This is a genomic window from Streptomyces altiplanensis, assembly GCF_053591575.1.
Genome location: NZ_JBSFUB010000137.1, coordinates 1 through 14,384, shown reverse-complemented (window position 1 = coordinate 14,384; position 14,384 = coordinate 1). Strand labels below are relative to the sequence as shown.

At 70.0% G+C, this 14,384-nt stretch carries 14 protein-coding genes and 1 tRNA gene; 5 read left to right on the top strand and 10 right to left on the bottom strand.

Annotated features, from left to right (window positions below; genetic code table 11):
* Positions 1-52: 52 nt before the first annotated feature.
* Positions 53-124, bottom strand: a tRNA-Val gene (locus ACWD0Y_RS33515).
* Positions 125-306: 182 nt separating this feature from the next.
* Here ACWD0Y_RS33515 and ACWD0Y_RS33510 point away from each other — a divergent pair.
* The 3 genes from ACWD0Y_RS33510 to ACWD0Y_RS33500 all read left to right on the top strand — a co-directional run bounded on the left by ACWD0Y_RS33510 (position 307) and on the right by ACWD0Y_RS33500 (position 2,763).
* A complete protein-coding gene (locus tag ACWD0Y_RS33510; protein WP_450264044.1) occupies positions 307-1,065 on the top strand; it encodes a DUF4097 family beta strand repeat-containing protein in 759 nt (252 codons plus the stop codon).
* A gap of 73 nt (positions 1,066-1,138) precedes the next feature.
* Positions 1,139-2,515: a hypothetical protein gene (locus ACWD0Y_RS33505; RefSeq protein ID WP_450264043.1), complete on the top strand. Its 1,377-nt coding sequence runs from the start codon at positions 1,139-1,141 to the stop codon at positions 2,513-2,515.
* Positions 2,516-2,544: 29 nt separating this feature from the next.
* A complete protein-coding gene (locus ACWD0Y_RS33500; RefSeq protein WP_093803557.1) occupies positions 2,545-2,763 on the top strand; it encodes an FmdB family zinc ribbon protein in 219 nt (72 codons plus the stop codon).
* A gap of 3 nt (positions 2,764-2,766) precedes the next feature.
* Here the strand turns inward: ACWD0Y_RS33500 and ACWD0Y_RS33495 are convergent, their stop codons facing one another.
* From ACWD0Y_RS33495 to ACWD0Y_RS33485, 3 genes are read right to left on the bottom strand one after another with little or no spacing between them, the layout of a single operon-like run.
* Positions 2,767-3,426, bottom strand: a complete 660-nt coding sequence (locus ACWD0Y_RS33495) for an O-methyltransferase (RefSeq protein ID WP_450264042.1) — start codon at positions 3,424-3,426, stop codon at positions 2,767-2,769.
* 10 nt (positions 3,427-3,436) lie between these two features.
* Positions 3,437-4,081: a response regulator transcription factor gene (locus ACWD0Y_RS33490; RefSeq protein WP_450264041.1), complete on the bottom strand. Its 645-nt coding sequence runs from the start codon at positions 4,079-4,081 to the stop codon at positions 3,437-3,439.
* Positions 4,072-5,232 (bottom strand): sensor histidine kinase, encoded by a 1,161-nt coding sequence (locus ACWD0Y_RS33485; protein ID WP_450264040.1) that lies wholly within the window; start codon positions 5,230-5,232, stop codon positions 4,072-4,074. Before ACWD0Y_RS33485 ends, ACWD0Y_RS33490 begins: the two co-directional genes overlap by 10 nt.
* Before the next feature lie 133 nt (positions 5,233-5,365).
* Here ACWD0Y_RS33485 and ACWD0Y_RS33480 point away from each other — a divergent pair, with 133 nt between their 5' ends.
* Positions 5,366-5,992: a DedA family protein gene (locus ACWD0Y_RS33480; protein WP_450264039.1), complete on the top strand. Its 627-nt coding sequence runs from the start codon at positions 5,366-5,368 to the stop codon at positions 5,990-5,992.
* On the opposite strand, the gene ACWD0Y_RS33475 is transcribed toward ACWD0Y_RS33480, so the two are convergent.
* From ACWD0Y_RS33475 to ACWD0Y_RS33465, 3 genes are all read right to left on the bottom strand, one after another.
* Entirely contained in the window at positions 5,961-6,788 is an 828-nt protein-coding gene (locus ACWD0Y_RS33475) for an HAD family hydrolase (RefSeq protein WP_450264038.1), read from the bottom strand. The genes ACWD0Y_RS33480 and ACWD0Y_RS33475 overlap by 32 nt on opposite strands.
* Positions 6,785-9,316 (bottom strand): phosphoribosyltransferase, encoded by a 2,532-nt coding sequence (locus ACWD0Y_RS33470; RefSeq protein ID WP_450264037.1) that lies wholly within the window; start codon positions 9,314-9,316, stop codon positions 6,785-6,787. Before ACWD0Y_RS33470 ends, ACWD0Y_RS33475 begins: the two co-directional genes overlap by 4 nt.
* 86 nt (positions 9,317-9,402) lie before the next feature.
* On the bottom strand, positions 9,403-10,563 hold the full coding sequence (locus ACWD0Y_RS33465) for an HpcH/HpaI aldolase/citrate lyase family protein (protein WP_450264036.1): 1,161 nt from the start codon (positions 10,561-10,563) through the stop codon (positions 9,403-9,405).
* A gap of 185 nt (positions 10,564-10,748) precedes the next feature.
* On the opposite strand from ACWD0Y_RS33465, the gene ACWD0Y_RS33460 reads away from it, so the two are divergent.
* The gene (locus ACWD0Y_RS33460; RefSeq protein ID WP_450264035.1) at positions 10,749-11,570 is read left to right on the top strand and encodes a TerD family protein; all 822 of its coding nucleotides are present in this window, start codon (positions 10,749-10,751) and stop codon (positions 11,568-11,570) included.
* Positions 11,571-11,647: 77 nt separating this feature from the next.
* Here the strand turns inward: ACWD0Y_RS33460 and ACWD0Y_RS33455 are convergent, their stop codons facing one another.
* From ACWD0Y_RS33455 to ACWD0Y_RS33445, 3 genes are all read right to left on the bottom strand, one after another.
* Positions 11,648-12,385, bottom strand: coding sequence for a TerD family protein (locus ACWD0Y_RS33455; RefSeq protein WP_450264034.1), 738 nt, complete (start codon positions 12,383-12,385; stop codon positions 11,648-11,650).
* A gap of 122 nt (positions 12,386-12,507) precedes the next feature.
* Entirely contained in the window at positions 12,508-13,656 is a 1,149-nt protein-coding gene (locus ACWD0Y_RS33450; protein ID WP_093801022.1) for a DUF475 domain-containing protein, read from the bottom strand.
* A gap of 49 nt (positions 13,657-13,705) precedes the next feature.
* Positions 13,706-14,281, bottom strand: a complete 576-nt coding sequence (locus ACWD0Y_RS33445; RefSeq protein WP_093801021.1) for a TerD family protein — start codon at positions 14,279-14,281, stop codon at positions 13,706-13,708.
* Positions 14,282-14,384 lie beyond the last annotated feature (103 nt).

The window sequence follows — 14,384 nt, the reverse complement described above, 5'->3', positions numbered from 1 at the left end:
GTCGATCATGACCGGGGGGCCAATCCTGCCGCTTACCTGCGGCTATTCACTGTGGGCGCGGACGGTTTCGAACCGCCGACATCTGCTTTGTAAGAGCAGCGCTCTACCCCTGAGCTACGCACCCGTGGATGAGGCAACAGCGTACATGGCCGACGGGGAGGGATGGCAATCCGTTCCCTGGCCGGGCGGCGTCGGGCGGTGGTGGGGATAACCCCACCCCGGTTCGGTGGTGGTCCGCATCGCGCCGGGGCGGGGCCGTTCATACGGTGAAGGCTCACGCTGGGACTACTTGGGGGATCGATCACCGTGGCACTTCGTACTCGCACCTTTCTCGCCGTCGGCGGGGCCGTCGCCGCCGTGGTCGCTCTGAGTGGCTGCGGCGGGAGCGAGGCCAAGGACGCGCCCGCCGAGCAGCGGTCGTTTCCGTTCAGCGGGAAGACGCTGACCATCGACGCCGACGACTCGGTCCTCGAACTGGTGCCGGCCGATGTGAAGGACGTCGAGGTCACGCGGCGTGCCGACGGGTGGGTGTTCCTCGGTGAGGGGCCCGAGTCCACCTGGGAGATGAAGGGGAGCGAACTCGTGCTGCGACAGCACTGCGACGCGATGGTGAGCGACTGCGAGTCGTGGCACCGGGTGAAGGTGCCGCGCGGGGTCGCGGTGACCGTGAAGGACGACAACGGGAAGGTCACGGCCACCGGGTTCGACACCGCCCTCACGCTCCGCTCCGACAACGGCGAGGTGATCGTCAAGGACTCCGGCGGCCCGCTGGATCTGACCAGTGACAACGGGGAGATCGTCGCGGAGGGGATCTCGTCGAAGAGGGTGAAAGCAGTGTCCGACTCCGGGAGTGTGCGGATGGCCTTCACCGTCGTCCCGGACCTGGTGGAGGCCGGCAGCGACAACGGCGAGATCGGTATCGACCTGCCCAGGGCCGCGTACAGCGTGACGGCCAGGAGCGACAACGGCGACGTCCGGGTCGACGTGCCGCGCGACCCGAACAGCCCCCATGTGGTGAGGGCGAACAGCGACAACGGGGAAATCACCCTGCGAAGCGCGAACTAACCGGCCCGTGTGTTCGTCCTTACCTGGTGGGAGAATGTACCGGGCAGGGGCGGACACAGCACGGGAGAGGGATGTGACGGCGACACACGCGCAGCCGTACACGCAGCGAGTACGCCGCCGTACGAAAGCGGGTGCCGTCCGGGACGTCGTCGCGCTCGTGCTCCTGCCGGTGCCGCTGATCGTCACGCTTCCCTTCGCCTTCGCGGGCGGCGGTACGAGGCGCTGGTTCGGCGGGCGCGGGGAGAATGTGCGCGCCGACGCCCAGGCCGCCAAGGACGAGGCCGCCGCGGCCTTCTACGAGCTGGACACCGCCCAGCGCGACCTGCGGATCTCGATCGAGACGATCACGGCGGTGGACAGTTCGCCGAAGGCCCGCAGAGCCGTGGAGGACTTCGCGGCGCTGGGGCGGCGCATCGACGAGGTCAGCCATACGTACATCACCGCCGTCGACGCTCACGACCTCGACCGTGACGACCTGGAGGCTGCCACGGCCGCCAAGGCGCGCACGGAGCTGAGCAAAGCCAAGGACGAGCTGGTACGGGTCAAGGGCGAGCTCGACCGGTACGCGCAGGGGCTGGGGCCGCTGCTCGACACGGCGGAGACGCAGCTCGCCCGGCTCGCTCCCGCCGTGGAGCGGGCCCGTCAGACGCTTCTCGCGGCGAGCAATGCGCTGGATGCGGTACGGACCTCGGGGCTCAGGGCCGATGATCTCGCGGCCCGGCTGGCGGCCCTCGCGCCCGAGCTGACCAAGCTCAACGAGGGCGCCGGACGGCACGGCGTACCGGAGACCCTGCAGCGTGCGGACCAGGTGCTGCGCGACGCCGACGCCGTGCGGACCGAGGCCGAGCGGCTGCCGGAGCGGGCGGCGGAGATCGACCGGCGGTTGGTGTCGCTGCGGACCCGGGCCCAGGCGCTGACGACCCGGGCGGGCAAGGTCGAACCGATCCTGAGCGAGCTGCGGCGCCGGTTCACCGCCGCGTGCTGGCAGGACTTGCAGTCCGTACCCGCGCAGACAGCGAAAACGGTCCGGCAGGCCGAGGAGAAGATCGCGGAAGCGGCGAAGGCGCGTGACGAGCAGCGGTGGCCCGATGCCGTCTCCCTGCTCAGCACGGTCAGGGCGCTGCTGAACTCCACCGACGAGGCGGTTTCGGCTGCCGGAGACCGGTTGCAGCGGCTCAATGCCGTGTCCAAGGACCCGCAGCAGGAAATCGAGCGGACGCGGTTCGCGATCAGGGACGCTCAGCGGCTGGCCATGGCCGGGCGCAATACGCCCGATCCGCGGCATGCCCGTCCGCTCGACGACTCGGTGGCCCGGCTGGAACGGGCCGTCGCGGGTCTGGAAGGCCGCCACCCCGACTACTGGCACTTCCTGACCGAGACCGAGGCCGTACGGCGCACGGTGGCGCGGGTCGTCTCGGAGATCCGTGAGGAGCGGGGCGCGGGCTCCTGAACCGGAGGGCGACTCAGTAACCTGTGGGCATGCCTCGTTACGAGTACCGCTGCCGCTCCTGCGGCACCAGCTTCGAGCTGAACCGGCCCATGGCCGAGTCCTCCGCGCCCGCCACCTGTCCGGACGGGCACGACGACACCGTCAAGCTGCTGTCCGCCGTCGCCGTGGGCGGTACGGCCAGGTCCGCCTCGGCCGCGCCCTCCGGCGGGGGCGGGGGCGGGTGCTGCGGCGGCGGGTGCTGCGGCTGAGGATCAGCGCTTCCTGGAGAGCGTCACGCCGTCCGCGACGGGGATCATGATGCTCTCCATGCGCGCGTCGGCCGTCACCCGGTCGTTGAACTCCTTGATCGCTGCCGCCGCGCCCGTCGCGTCCGGGTCCGTGACGCCTCCGTGGAAGAAGACGTTGTCGGTGGCGATCACTCCGCCCTGTCGCATCCTGGGCACCAGCTCCTCCCAGTACGGCACGTAGTTGACCTTGTCGGCGTCGAGGTAGGCGACGTCGATGTGCGGCTCCGCGGGCATGGCGCGCAAGGTGTCCAGGGCAGGGCCGATGCGCAGTTCGACGCGGTCGGCGACGCCCGCCTTCGCCCAGGCGTCGCGCGCGTACGCCGTCCACTCCTCCGACACGTCGCACGTGATCAGCCGGCCGTCTGCGGGCAGGACCTGCGCCATCGACAGCGCGGAGAAACCGGTGAACGTACCGATCTCGACGACGTGCCGTGCCCCGGTCAGCCGGACCAGGAAGGCGAGGAGCGGCCCCTGCTCCTCGGCGGACTGCATGCCCGCGTGCTCCGGCAACTGCCGGTAGGTGATGTCGACGAGCTCCCGCTGCACGGTGTCCAGCGGGGGGTTGTGCGCCAGCATGTACGCGTACAGCTCGTCGGTGACGGGGGTGCTGTTTCCCTTGCTCATCGCGTCCCTCTCAGGTGCCCAGATATCGGAGTACGGCCAGAACCCGGCGACTGTAGCCACTGTTTCCCGGCAGTTCGAGCTTCTCGAAGATTGCGTTGGTGTGCTTCTCCACGGCGCTCTGCGACACGTGCAGCCGCGTCGCGATCGCCGCGTTGGTGTGCCCCTGGGCCATCTCGGCGAGCACGTCGCGCTCCCGCTCGGTGAGGCGGGACAGCGGATCGGTGCGGGTCGAGCGGGTCAGCAGCTGGCGTACGACCTCGGAGTCGAAGGCCGCCCGCCCCGCCGCGACCCGGTCCAGCGCGTCGAGGAATTCGTCCACTTGGACCACCCGGTCCTTGAGGAGGTATCCCACCCCTCCGGAGTCTCCGGTCAGCAGCTCGGTGGCATACCTCTTCTCGACGTACTGGGAGAGCACCAGCACCCCCACCCGCGGGTGGCGTCGGCGGATCTCGAGAGCGGCCCGCAGCCCCTCGTCGGTGTGCGTCGGCGGCATCCGGACGTCGGCCACGACCACATCGGGCGGCGTTGCTTCGACCGCCACGAGAAGTGCCTCGGCGTCGGCGACCGCCGCGAGCACTTCGTGCCCCTCCTCGGCGAGCAGCCGCACCAGGCCTTCCCGCAGGAGGATCGAGTCTTCGGCCAGGATTACGCGCATGGGATCTCCGCGGTGATGGTGGTGGGGCCGCCGGGCGGGCTGTCGACGTGGAGACTGCCGTCGAGGGCGGCGACGCGACGGCCCAGGCCGACGAGCCCGCTGCCGGACGGATCGGCGCCTCCCTTTCCGTTGTCCTCGACCCGGACGTGGAGTGTGCGGCCGCCGTCCGGGCCGGCGTTTCCGGTGCGGAAGAGCCGCACGCCGAGCCGGGTGGCGTCCGCGTGCTTGACGGCGTTGGTCGCGGCCTCGGAGACGACGAAGTACGCGACGGCCGCGGGCGCCTTGGCGGGTTCTCCTTCCAGCCGGTAGTCCAGGTGGACGGGGAGCAGCGTGCGCTCCGCGACCGTCTCCAGGGCTGCCCGCAGTCCTGCTTCGTCGAGGACCGTCGGGTAGACGCGCCAGGCGACTTCGCGCAGCTCGGCCAGCGCTTCGCCGCTCTGCTCGTGGGCCTGGCGCAGCAACGCCTGTGCGTGCTCGGCGTCCCGGCTGCGGCGGGCGCGGCCGAGCAGCATGCCCAGGGCCACGAGGTGCTGCTGCACCCCGTCGTGCAGGTCCCTTTCGATACGGCGGCGTTCGTCGAGGACGGCTTCGACGACTCCGGCGCGGCTGGCGGCCAGCTGCGCGATACGGCGCTCCAGCTCGTCCTGGTGGCTCGGACCGAGGAAGTGGCGGGCCAGCTGCCCCTCCAGTGAGGCGACTCCGAATATTCCCTGAAACGCCAGGAAGAGCAGGAACAGCCCGCCGAGGGTGCTGAAGGCGACCATGCCGGGAGACTTGATGTCGGCGATCAGCCAGCCGTACACGAAGAAGGTGCCGTAGCCGGCGCCGATGAGGACGGAGACCAGGACGACGGCACCGAGCAGGCCCAGCGTCCAGCGCGCGGCGAGGTAGCGCAGGGCGCGCTCGCTCGCGTACGTCTCGGATATCCGTATTCCGAGGAAGGTGCCCAGCCGGCCGCGCTCGAACTCGGTCAGGCGACGGCTCCCGGCCGCGACGGGGCGCATCACTGACTGCCGTCCGTGCGGCCACGCCAGCACGAGCAGCAGTGCCACTGCGGAGACGAGCACGAAGACCAGCTCGGCGACCGCGGACCACGCCCCGATGACGAGACCTGCCGCGAACCGGACTCCGCGCCACACGACTGCTTTCATGATCAAGCACGCTAGCCGGGCGGTGCGGGCCCGCGCACTGCGGAAAACCGCAGTGTTTTCCTGTGGCTGATGCCCGGGAATCCTGCGGCCTTCTTCAGTGTGGCTTCAGGTGCGGATTCCTAATGTGGATCGCATGACCGAGAGCAGCGCACCACAATGGATCAACTCCCTCATGGACACCCTGGGGGCGCCGGGCGCCGGCATTGCCATCGCCCTGGAGAACCTGTTCCCGCCCCTGCCCAGCGAGGTGATTCTGCCGCTGGCGGGATTCGCCGCCAGTACCGGGCAGATGAGCCTGATCGCCGTCCTGCTGTGGACCACGGCGGGTTCGGTGGTCGGTGCCCTCGCGCTGTACGGGGTGGGGGCGCTGCTCGGGCGCGACCGGACCGTCGCGATAGCGGCCAAGCTGCCGCTGGTGAAGGTTTCCGACATCGAGCGGACTGAGGCCTGGTTCCTGCGCCACGGCACCAAGGCGGTCTTTTTCGGACGGATGATCCCGATCTTCCGGAGCCTGATATCGGTGCCCGCGGGGGTCGAGCGCATGCCACTGCCGGTCTTCCTCGGGCTCACCACGCTCGGCAGCGCGATATGGAACACCGTCTTCGTCCTCGCCGGTTACGCGCTGGGCGAGAACTGGACGGACGTGACGGGTTATGTCTCCACGTACTCGAAGGTGGTGCTGGTGGGCGCCGTGCTGGCGGTGCTGCTCTTCGTGGGCGTTCGGATGTTCAGGCCGGGTGTCGGCCGGCGGCGTGGATGAAGGAGCGCAGGATCTCTTCGCCCGCCGCGATGCCGGCCTCGGGGAGGACGGTGACCTGCGGGGCGGTCCAGCCCGTGTCGGCCAGCTCGCCGTGTCCCGGTCGCCAGCCGTGGTCAGCGGCCAGCAGCAGGTCCGCGTCGAGGAGGGAGTCGCCTGCGGCGAGGGTGAGAGTGGCGCCGGTGCGCCGGGCCACCTCGCGCATGGCCGCGCTCTTGGTGAGCGGCTTCGGTACGGCGTAGATCTTGCGGCCCTGGAGGGAGACCGTCCAGCCTCGTGCCTCTGCCCACTCTCCGAGTTCCTTGACCCACTCGTCCGGCAGCAGCGCGCGCTCGACGACGAGGTAGGCGAAGAGGTCCTCGGCGACCCGCTCCTTCAGCAGCCAGGCGGGGTCGGCGGCGGCGACGAGGTGGGCGCGGACCTCGGCCAGGGAGGCGCACTCGTCCGCGAGCGTCTTCGCCACCTGGGCCTGCCAGTCCGGGTCGGACACTCCGTCGACAAGAAGGTGGCCGCCATTGGCGCAGATCGCGAAACGGGGGGTGGGGACAGGGAGCCGGATGCGCTGGTACTGCTCGCGGGTGCGGGTGGTCGTCGGTACGAACCAGGTCGCGGCAGCGAGCTGCGTCATCAGGCCGGCGGCGGTCTCCGTGAGGTAGGAGAGCGGCTTGCTCTGGTAGACCTCGACGCAGAGCAGGCGCGGCGCCTCGGCGTCGGGCATACGCAGGCCGAGGGCCGCGGTGGAGTAGATCAGGGTGCGGTCGAGATCGCTGGCGACAAGGACGGGAGGGCGGCTGGTCACTTCGCTGTTACCGCCTTGCCGTCCGCGCCGGTGGCGCCGCGTGTGTACTGGGGATGGATCAGCCCGACACAGGTGTACGGGAGTCCGTCGACCTCCTCGACGGGGACGCCGCGCTGCTCCGCCAGGAGGCGCACGTGGTCGAGGTCGGCGCCGGCGCCGCGCTTGGCGAGGATCTTCCAGGGGACGCGGCGCAGCAGGACACGAGTGGTCTCGCCGACGCCGGGCTTGACGAGGTTCACGTCGTGGATGCCGTACTCCTCGCTGATGCGCTCGACGGCCGCCCAGCCCTCCCAGGTGGGGGCGCGGTCCGCCGACAGCAGTTCCTTGACCTCGGCGTCCACGGCGTCCGCGACCTCGTCGAAACGGGCGGCGACGGTGTCGAGGAAGTGGCCGGACACATCGCCGTCGGCGAGTTCGCGGTAGAACTTCGCCCCGTGGAAATCGTCGGGGCCGACCAGGTCGGAACGGAGGACCGTGCGCGAAATCAGACCGGAGACGGTGGAGTTGAGGCAGGCGGAGGGGATGAGGAAGTCCTCGCGTGTGCCGTAGGTCTTCACACAGCCGCCGGGGTCGGCGAGGACGGCGATCTCCGGGCTGAAGCCGTCGATGCCGGTGGTGGCGGCAAAGCTGTCCAGGGCCTGGGCGAGTTCGCGGGTGATCGCGCCCTTGCCCGTCCAGCCGTCGACGAAGACGACGTCGGCCGGGTCGTGGTGCGCGGCCAGCCAGCGCAGGGCGGTCTCGTCGATGCCGCGGCCGCGGACGATGGAGACGGCGTAGTGCGGGAGGTCGAGCCCGTGCCGGTGCTGGGCGTAGCGGCGCATCAGTACACCGACGGGCGTGCCGGCGCGGGCCAGGGAGACCAGTACGGGAAGGGGGGAGCGTTCGGCCAGGACGGTTTCGGTGACGGTGGCGACGGCCCGGGCGATGCGGGTGGCCGAGGTCTCCAGGGCGGCCATGAAGAGCTGCTGGTACTGGGCGTTCGGCTGGTACTCGACGGGGAGCGACTCGGCGTAGTGCGCGCCGCCGCTCTGGATCGCTTCCTCGCGCTCCTCCGTCGGGGCCTCGAGCTCGACGCCCGAGAGGTCCTGGAGGAGCCAGCCGACGTCCTCCGGTGCGTAGGAGGAGAAGGCGGGGCCGCGGAGGGGCTCGGGCATGGGCGGTTCCTGCCGTTCGGGGACTCGTCGCTCGGGCATCTCGGGCATGCCTGGCACATCGGGTATCGCGGGTATGTACGAGGGGACGACTGCCAGCACGACGTGCCCGGTGTGGGCGGCCAGGCAGGCGAGGAGGCCGTCGGGCGCGTGCAGTGCGGGGGTGTCGGCGGCGGAGTCGACCACGGCGACGACGGCGTCGAAGCCGGCGCCCGCGACGTTGTAGGCGTAGCGCGCGCCGGGGCCGTCGGCGGGATTGTCGTGCGCGGGGAAGACGATGCGCGTGCGGATCGCGTACCCCGGGTCGTCGACGGCGAGCACGGGTGAGCGGGTGGTGGTCGAGTACCGCACCTCGGCTTCGACGCGCTCCTCCAGCGCGGTGGCCAGCCTGAGCGGCGCGTACATCAGCTCCTCGAAGCCGAGAACCAGTACGCGGCGCGCGTCTTCGGGCAGCGCCCCGGCGATACGGTCGGCCATGCCCGGCAGCGCGCCCTCCAGCACGGCCCGGTGCGCGGGTACGAACCCGTGCCGTCCCCCGTCGGGCACACCGCTCGGCCAGCCCAGCTCGACGCGGGTGGGCGTGGCGGACCGGGAAGCGGCGCGGGCGGGCTCCGGGGACGTGGGGCCGGAGTGGGGCGGCGGAGAGGGGTCGTACCGCGCCACCAGGGCCCGGCCCTTCTCCAGTACGCCCTCCGGCAGGCGGACCGTGCCCGAGGCCATCGCGATCAGGTCGACGCGCGCGCCGATCTCCCGCGCGAACTCCTCCAGCCGCCTGCGGTCCCGTGCCGAACGCATGTCGACCAGGGCCACGATCACGTACCGCTCGCGCGGGTACCGCCCGTGCAGGTCGCGGATGGTGTTGAGCACCGTGTTGCCCGTGGAGAACTCGTCGTCGACGAGGACCAGCGGCCCCTCGCCGGCCAGCAGCCCGGGATCTTCCGGCAGCAGCAGATGCGAGGTGGCGTGCGAGTGGGACTCCTCGAAGCCGCCCGCCGCCGGCACGCCGTCGACCGGGCGACGCGTCGAGTGGAGGTACGGCGCCACGCCCACGCCGTCCGCGACCGCGTGGCCGAGTCCCGTCGCCGTCTCGGCGTATCCGAGGACCACCGCGCGTGCGGCCGCCTCGTCACCCAGCAGCTTCCGTACGTCCTCGCCGAGCGCGAACCCCGCCCCGTACACCCGGGAGGGCAACTGCGGCACGTGCTTGCCCAGCACGTTCGACACCAGCAGATGGGCCCGCTTCGGATTGCGGCGCAGGGCCAGTCCCAGCAGATCGTTCAAGCCGTCGGGCCGCTGCCCCTCGCCGTCGGCGACGAGTTCGACGCCCAGCCGCTCCGCGACCCACGTTCCCGACCACACCACGTCGTCCGTCCCCATCTCAGTCTCGCTCTCAGCCGGCTCGGTCGGCAGTCGGCAGTCGGCTCGGCCGGTCCAGCCACCGGCCGTCAGCCGTCCCAGCCGTCTCAGCCGGTTATTCCGGCGGTCAGCAGCTCCACGAAGCCGACGTCCTCGCGGGCCACCCCGAAGACCTCGGCCCTCAGCAGCGTGCGTTCGGCCCATGCGCGGTGCGGCTTCACTTCGTTCATCTTGTTCGTATAGGCGGAACGCATCACTCCGCCACCGCCCCGCTCCGGCCGCAGGATGTCCTGCGCATCGCTGAACTCCTCATGACTGACCACCGACAGCGCGTGCACGGGCAGTACGTGCGACGGATGGATGCAGGTCTTGCCGAGCAGCCCGTTCGCGCGGTCGAGCGAGATCTCCCGCAGCAGCCCGTCCATGTCGTGCTCGATGAGCGACGCGCGCAGCGCCTCCGCCTGCCCCACGAAGGGGCTGCGGCGCAGCTGCGGCTTGAACATCCGCTCCTGGACCCGGAAGTACTCCCACACGGGACCGGTGATCGTGAAGCCCGTGCCGTCCGAGCGCCCGAGCACGTTCACCACGTCGGCGATGACCCCGGCCACGATCTGCACGTCGTACGCCGTCATGTCGGGCGCCCTGCGCAGCCCGTACGCCGAGCAGAAGTCGGTGACGCCCAGGCGCAGCGCGAGCACCCGCTCCCGGTACTTGTCGACGGTGCGGGCGATACCGCCCAGCGTCTCGGCCCGGGTCTCCAGGTGGAGCAGTTGCGGTGATTCCAGGACGGGCATCGCGAACAGCCGCTGCCCGCTCGCCGCCTCCGCGGCCGCGAGCGCCTCCAGGAAGGCGACGCCACGCTCCTCGGTGAACTTCGGCAGTACGAATCCGGACAGCAGCCGTGCCGAGGGGCCCAGCCGGTGCACCAGGTCGGGAATCTGCCCGGATTCGCGGACCCGGACGAACAGCAGCGGCAGCTCCGGACCCCGCGCGTCGAGCTCGGCGAACTGCCGGACGAGGTTCTCCTCAGCCCCGGCGACTTCCGCGTCGTCGATGGAATCTTCCAGGCAGAGCACCATCGAGACGACCCCGCGCCCCGCCTGCTTCACCACGTCGTCGGCGAGCGCCGGCCGGGTGGCCGGGCTGTAGAGCGTGGCGCCGAGAGCGGCGGAGAGCGTACGGGCCGAGGACCCGGCATCGAACGTGACCGGCTCCTGGTGAAAGAGGTTCTCTCGGACAGTGGGCGGGATATGCCCGAAATGACGCATCAAAATCCCCCCGTGCTGCCGTGTCGGCCCATTGCTCTGTGGCCGGTAATAGTACGTAGGGACCGTGTCAAGAGTTCCCCGTGCGCATGAACTTCAGGTTACTCACACAAAAGCACGACCTCCGACCGTAGGGAAACAGGGCCCCGCGTTGTCCGCGGGAGCCTCGGGAAGGCAGGATGACAGGCATGACGCACGCCATGCTGAAGGGCTCGAACGTCCCGCTCGACGCCACGGCCGTACGGGCTGTGCTGCGCTGGACCCCCGGCCCCGACGTCCCCGAAGTGGACGCCTCGGCACTGCTGCTCGGCGTCGACCGGCGCGTGCGCTCCGACGAGGACTTCGTCTTCTACAACCAGCCCCGCCACCCCTCGGGCCTGGTCCGGAGCCTGGGCAAGAAGCGCACGCCCGACGGCGTCACCGACTCGGTGCAGACGGACCTCACGGCGCTCGAACCGGCCGTGGACCGGATCCTGATCGTCGCCTCGACGGAGAACGTCCCGTTCGAGCACGTACGGGACCTGCGCATCGAGGTGTACGACGCCACCGCGGCCGGGAGCGGCGAGCCGCTCGCGTACTTCGAGGTCAGGCCGGAGACGGGTGCGGAGACCGCGCTGATCTGCGGGGAGCTGTACCGGCGCGGCGAGGGCTGGAAGTTCAGGGCGCTGGGTGAGGGCTACTCGAACGGCCTGATCGGCCTGGCCACGGACCACGGCATCTCGGTGGACGAGACGGAGGAGACGGAGGGAGCGGCCGCGGAACCCGCGTCGGCGGCGACGTCCGCGGCGGCCCCGGCCCCGGCCCCCGAGCCGCCCGCCCAGCCGCCGCTCCACCCCGCCCAGCCCGCGTACGGCTACCCGCAGCCGACGACCGCGCCCGCCTACGGCTACCCCCGGTCGGCGTCGACCCAGCCCGCCTACGGCTACCCGCAGCCCGCCGCCGCCGCTGCCTTCGCGCCGGACCCGAACTTCCGGCTGCCGCCGCAGGGGCCGCAGTTCGTCCGCGCCTAGCAGTTCGTCCGCGCCTGGAGGAAACGCCTGGAGAACGCGACTCCTGACGGGCCCGGAGACCGGGCCCGTCAGGCCCGTCAGGCCTTGGTCTTGTAGCCGCGCCCCCACTGCAGGCCCCACCCGTACAGCCGGTCCAGCTCCGCCTGGAAGCCGTAGACGAACTTCACCTCGCGCCGCACCACCAGGTCGCCCTTGACGTCCTCGACGGTGAGGACGGCGCACGAACGGGCCTGCGGGGCGCGCTCGTCGAGCTCGATCTCTATGCGCGGACCGTTGCTCGGGAAGAGCGTCACCACGGCGTGCGTACGGTCGAAGGCCGGCGTCTGGTCGTAGATGTAGACGAAGACCAGCAGCCGCTTGATCGCCTCGCGGTGGTCGAGGTTCACATAGATCGTCTCGCCCGACGGCGCGCCGAACCGGTCGTCGCCGCTGAGCTGGACGTACGGCGGTGCGTTCAGGCTGCCGAAGAAGCTGCCCAGCGGCTGTACGACGCCCTTGGTGCCGTCCACCAGCTCGTAGAGGCAGCCGAGGTCGAGGTCGACGTTGACCACGCCCTGGGTGTGCGCCTGGACCAGTTCCGGCTGGAAGAACTTGAGCGGCCGGCGCAGCAGACTGCCGCTGCGCCGCGTTTTGCCTCCGATGTCGGAAGTGCGCATCCGCCACGAAAGGTTGACGCGCAGATTGCCGGTGGCCGCGCCCTGCTTGGTGAGCGAGACCGAAGGGTTCCGTCTGGTCAGCTCGATCGCGTTGGCCGCGGCGTTGCCGGACGTGAACTGCTCGGCCCCGTTCCGCCGCAGGCTGTCCCAGAAAGCCATTCCGCCCCCACCCCCAGGTGTCTCTTGAAAGCCCCGCGTAACGGCACGCAAGGCCGCGGGGCGGTCACGAGGCCGACGCCTCGTGACCGCCCCGCTCAGAGCGTTCCTCAATCCCTGCCGGGTCACACCCCGGACGGGACCTCAGTCTTGTCTCCCGAGGACGGCCCCTTGCCGTCCTCGGCGGCCGCGAGCCGCTTGTTGCGGCGGATCGAGGACCAGAAGGAGGCCGCGATCAGGAGGACACCGATGAGACCGGTGATGAGCTCGCTGATCTCGTGCTCGATGGTGATCAGCAGAAGGACCGCGAGCGCGCCGATCGCGTAGTGCGCGCCGTGCTCCAGGTAGACGTAGTCGTCCAGGGTGCCCTGGCGGACCAGGTAGACCGTCAGCGAACGTACGTACATCGCGCCGATGCCGAGGCCGAGCGCCATCCAGAAGATGTGGTTCGTGATGGCGAAGGCGCCGATGACACCGTCGAACGAGAAGGAGGCGTCGAGGACTTCCAGGTACAGGAAGAGGAAGAACGCGGCCTTGCCCGCCAGGCCGACGAGGGACGGGTCCTTGCCTTCCGCCTTGGCCTTCTCCTCCTCTTCGTGCTCGCGCTCCTCTTCCTCTTCGATCTTGTTCTCGAAGTGGCTGGAGAGACCGCCGACGATGAGGTACGTGATCAGGCCGGCGACGCCGGAGAGCAGCACCGTGGCCGACTTGTCCTGGTACCCCGAGCTGGTGTGCGCGTGGGTCGCGAAGGTCATCGCCGTGCCGAGCAGGACGATCAGCGCGATGCAGACCGACAGCATGTCGACCTTGCCGAGCCTGGCCAGCGGACGCTCGATCCAGCCGAGCCACTTGATGTCCCGGTCCTCGAAGATGAAGTCCAGGAAGATCATGAGCAGGAACATGCCACCGAAGGCCGCGATCGCCGGGTGGGCGTCCGTGACCAGGGCTTCGTACTGCTTGGGCTGGTCCATCGCGAGCTGGATCGCCTCGATGGGACCGACCTTGGCACTGATCGCGACGATGGCGACAGGGAAGACCAGCCGCATACCGAAGACGGCGATCAGGATGCCGATGGTAAGGAAGATCTTCTGCCAGAAGGCATTCATCTTCTTCAGGATTCCGGCGTTGACCACCGCGTTGTCGAAGGACAGCGAGATTTCGAGGATCGACAGGATCAGTACGACCCCGAACGCCTCCCACCCCCACTGCCAGGCGGCGAAAGCCAGTCCGAGTGCCGTGACGGCAAACGACCAGCCGAAGGTTTTCAGAACCACTGGCTACCCCATCGTGTAAGTACGGGTCTCCCCCGCGCCGTGCGCGGCTTTACGAAACGTTGACCCCGAAGTCTAGGGCGATGCCCCGCAGACCTGACGCATACCCCTGTCCAACCGCTCGGAACTTCCATTCCCCGCCGTACCGGTACACCTCACCGAAGATCATCGCGGTCTCGCTGGAAGCGTCCTCGGAGAGGTCGTAACGGGCCAGCTCCTGGCCGTCGGCCTGGTTGACCACGCGGATGAAGGCGTTGCTGACCTGGCCGAAGGTCTGGCCTCGGTTGTCCGCGTCGTGGATCGAGACCGGGAAAATGATCTTGTCGCAGTGCTCGGGCACCAGGGAGAGGTCGATGATCATCGACTCGTCGTCGCCGTCACCCTCACCGGTCAGGTTGTCACCGGTGTGCTCGACCGAGCCCTCGGGGCTCTTGAGGTTGTTGTAGAAGACGAAGTACTCGTCGCCGAGCACGCGGCCGTTCTGGCACAGCAGCGCGCTGGCGTCGAGGTCGAAGGGGGCTCCTGTGGTGGAGCGCGCATCCCAGCCGAGCCCGACCAGCACCTGGGTGAGATTCGGTGCGGCCTTGGAGAGGGAGACGTTGCCTCCCTTGGCGAGCGTGACGCCCATGATCCTGCTTCCTCCCCGCGGTACGGAAATGAGTGGTGAGGCGCGTCCGGGGGGGGGCGCGGGCGCGGGGCACCCCCCCAGAGAAAAGCGGCCGCGCGCCCCC

What these genes read in the sequence shown, in the direction of transcription:
- ACWD0Y_RS33500 (WP_093803557.1), top strand. Translation starts at nt 2,545, where the DNA reads ATGCCTCGTTACGAGTACCGCTGCCGCTCCTGCGGCACCAGCTTCGAG.
- ACWD0Y_RS33495 (WP_450264042.1), bottom strand. Translation starts at nt 3,426, where the DNA reads ATGAGCAAGGGAAACAGCACCCCCGTCACCGACGAGCTGTACGCGTAC.
- ACWD0Y_RS33490 (WP_450264041.1), bottom strand. Translation starts at nt 4,081, where the DNA reads ATGCGCGTAATCCTGGCCGAAGACTCGATCCTCCTGCGGGAAGGCCTG.
- ACWD0Y_RS33485 (WP_450264040.1), bottom strand. Translation starts at nt 5,232, where the DNA reads ATGAAAGCAGTCGTGTGGCGCGGAGTCCGGTTCGCGGCAGGTCTCGTC.
- ACWD0Y_RS33480 (WP_450264039.1), top strand. Translation starts at nt 5,366, where the DNA reads ATGACCGAGAGCAGCGCACCACAATGGATCAACTCCCTCATGGACACC.
- ACWD0Y_RS33470 (WP_450264037.1), bottom strand. Translation starts at nt 9,316, where the DNA reads ATGGGGACGGACGACGTGGTGTGGTCGGGAACGTGGGTCGCGGAGCGG.
- ACWD0Y_RS33465 (WP_450264036.1), bottom strand. Translation starts at nt 10,563, where the DNA reads ATGCGTCATTTCGGGCATATCCCGCCCACTGTCCGAGAGAACCTCTTT.
- ACWD0Y_RS33460 (WP_450264035.1), top strand. Translation starts at nt 10,749, where the DNA reads ATGACGCACGCCATGCTGAAGGGCTCGAACGTCCCGCTCGACGCCACG.
- ACWD0Y_RS33455 (WP_450264034.1), bottom strand. Translation starts at nt 12,385, where the DNA reads ATGGCTTTCTGGGACAGCCTGCGGCGGAACGGGGCCGAGCAGTTCACG.
- ACWD0Y_RS33445 (WP_093801021.1), bottom strand. Translation starts at nt 14,281, where the DNA reads ATGGGCGTCACGCTCGCCAAGGGAGGCAACGTCTCCCTCTCCAAGGCC.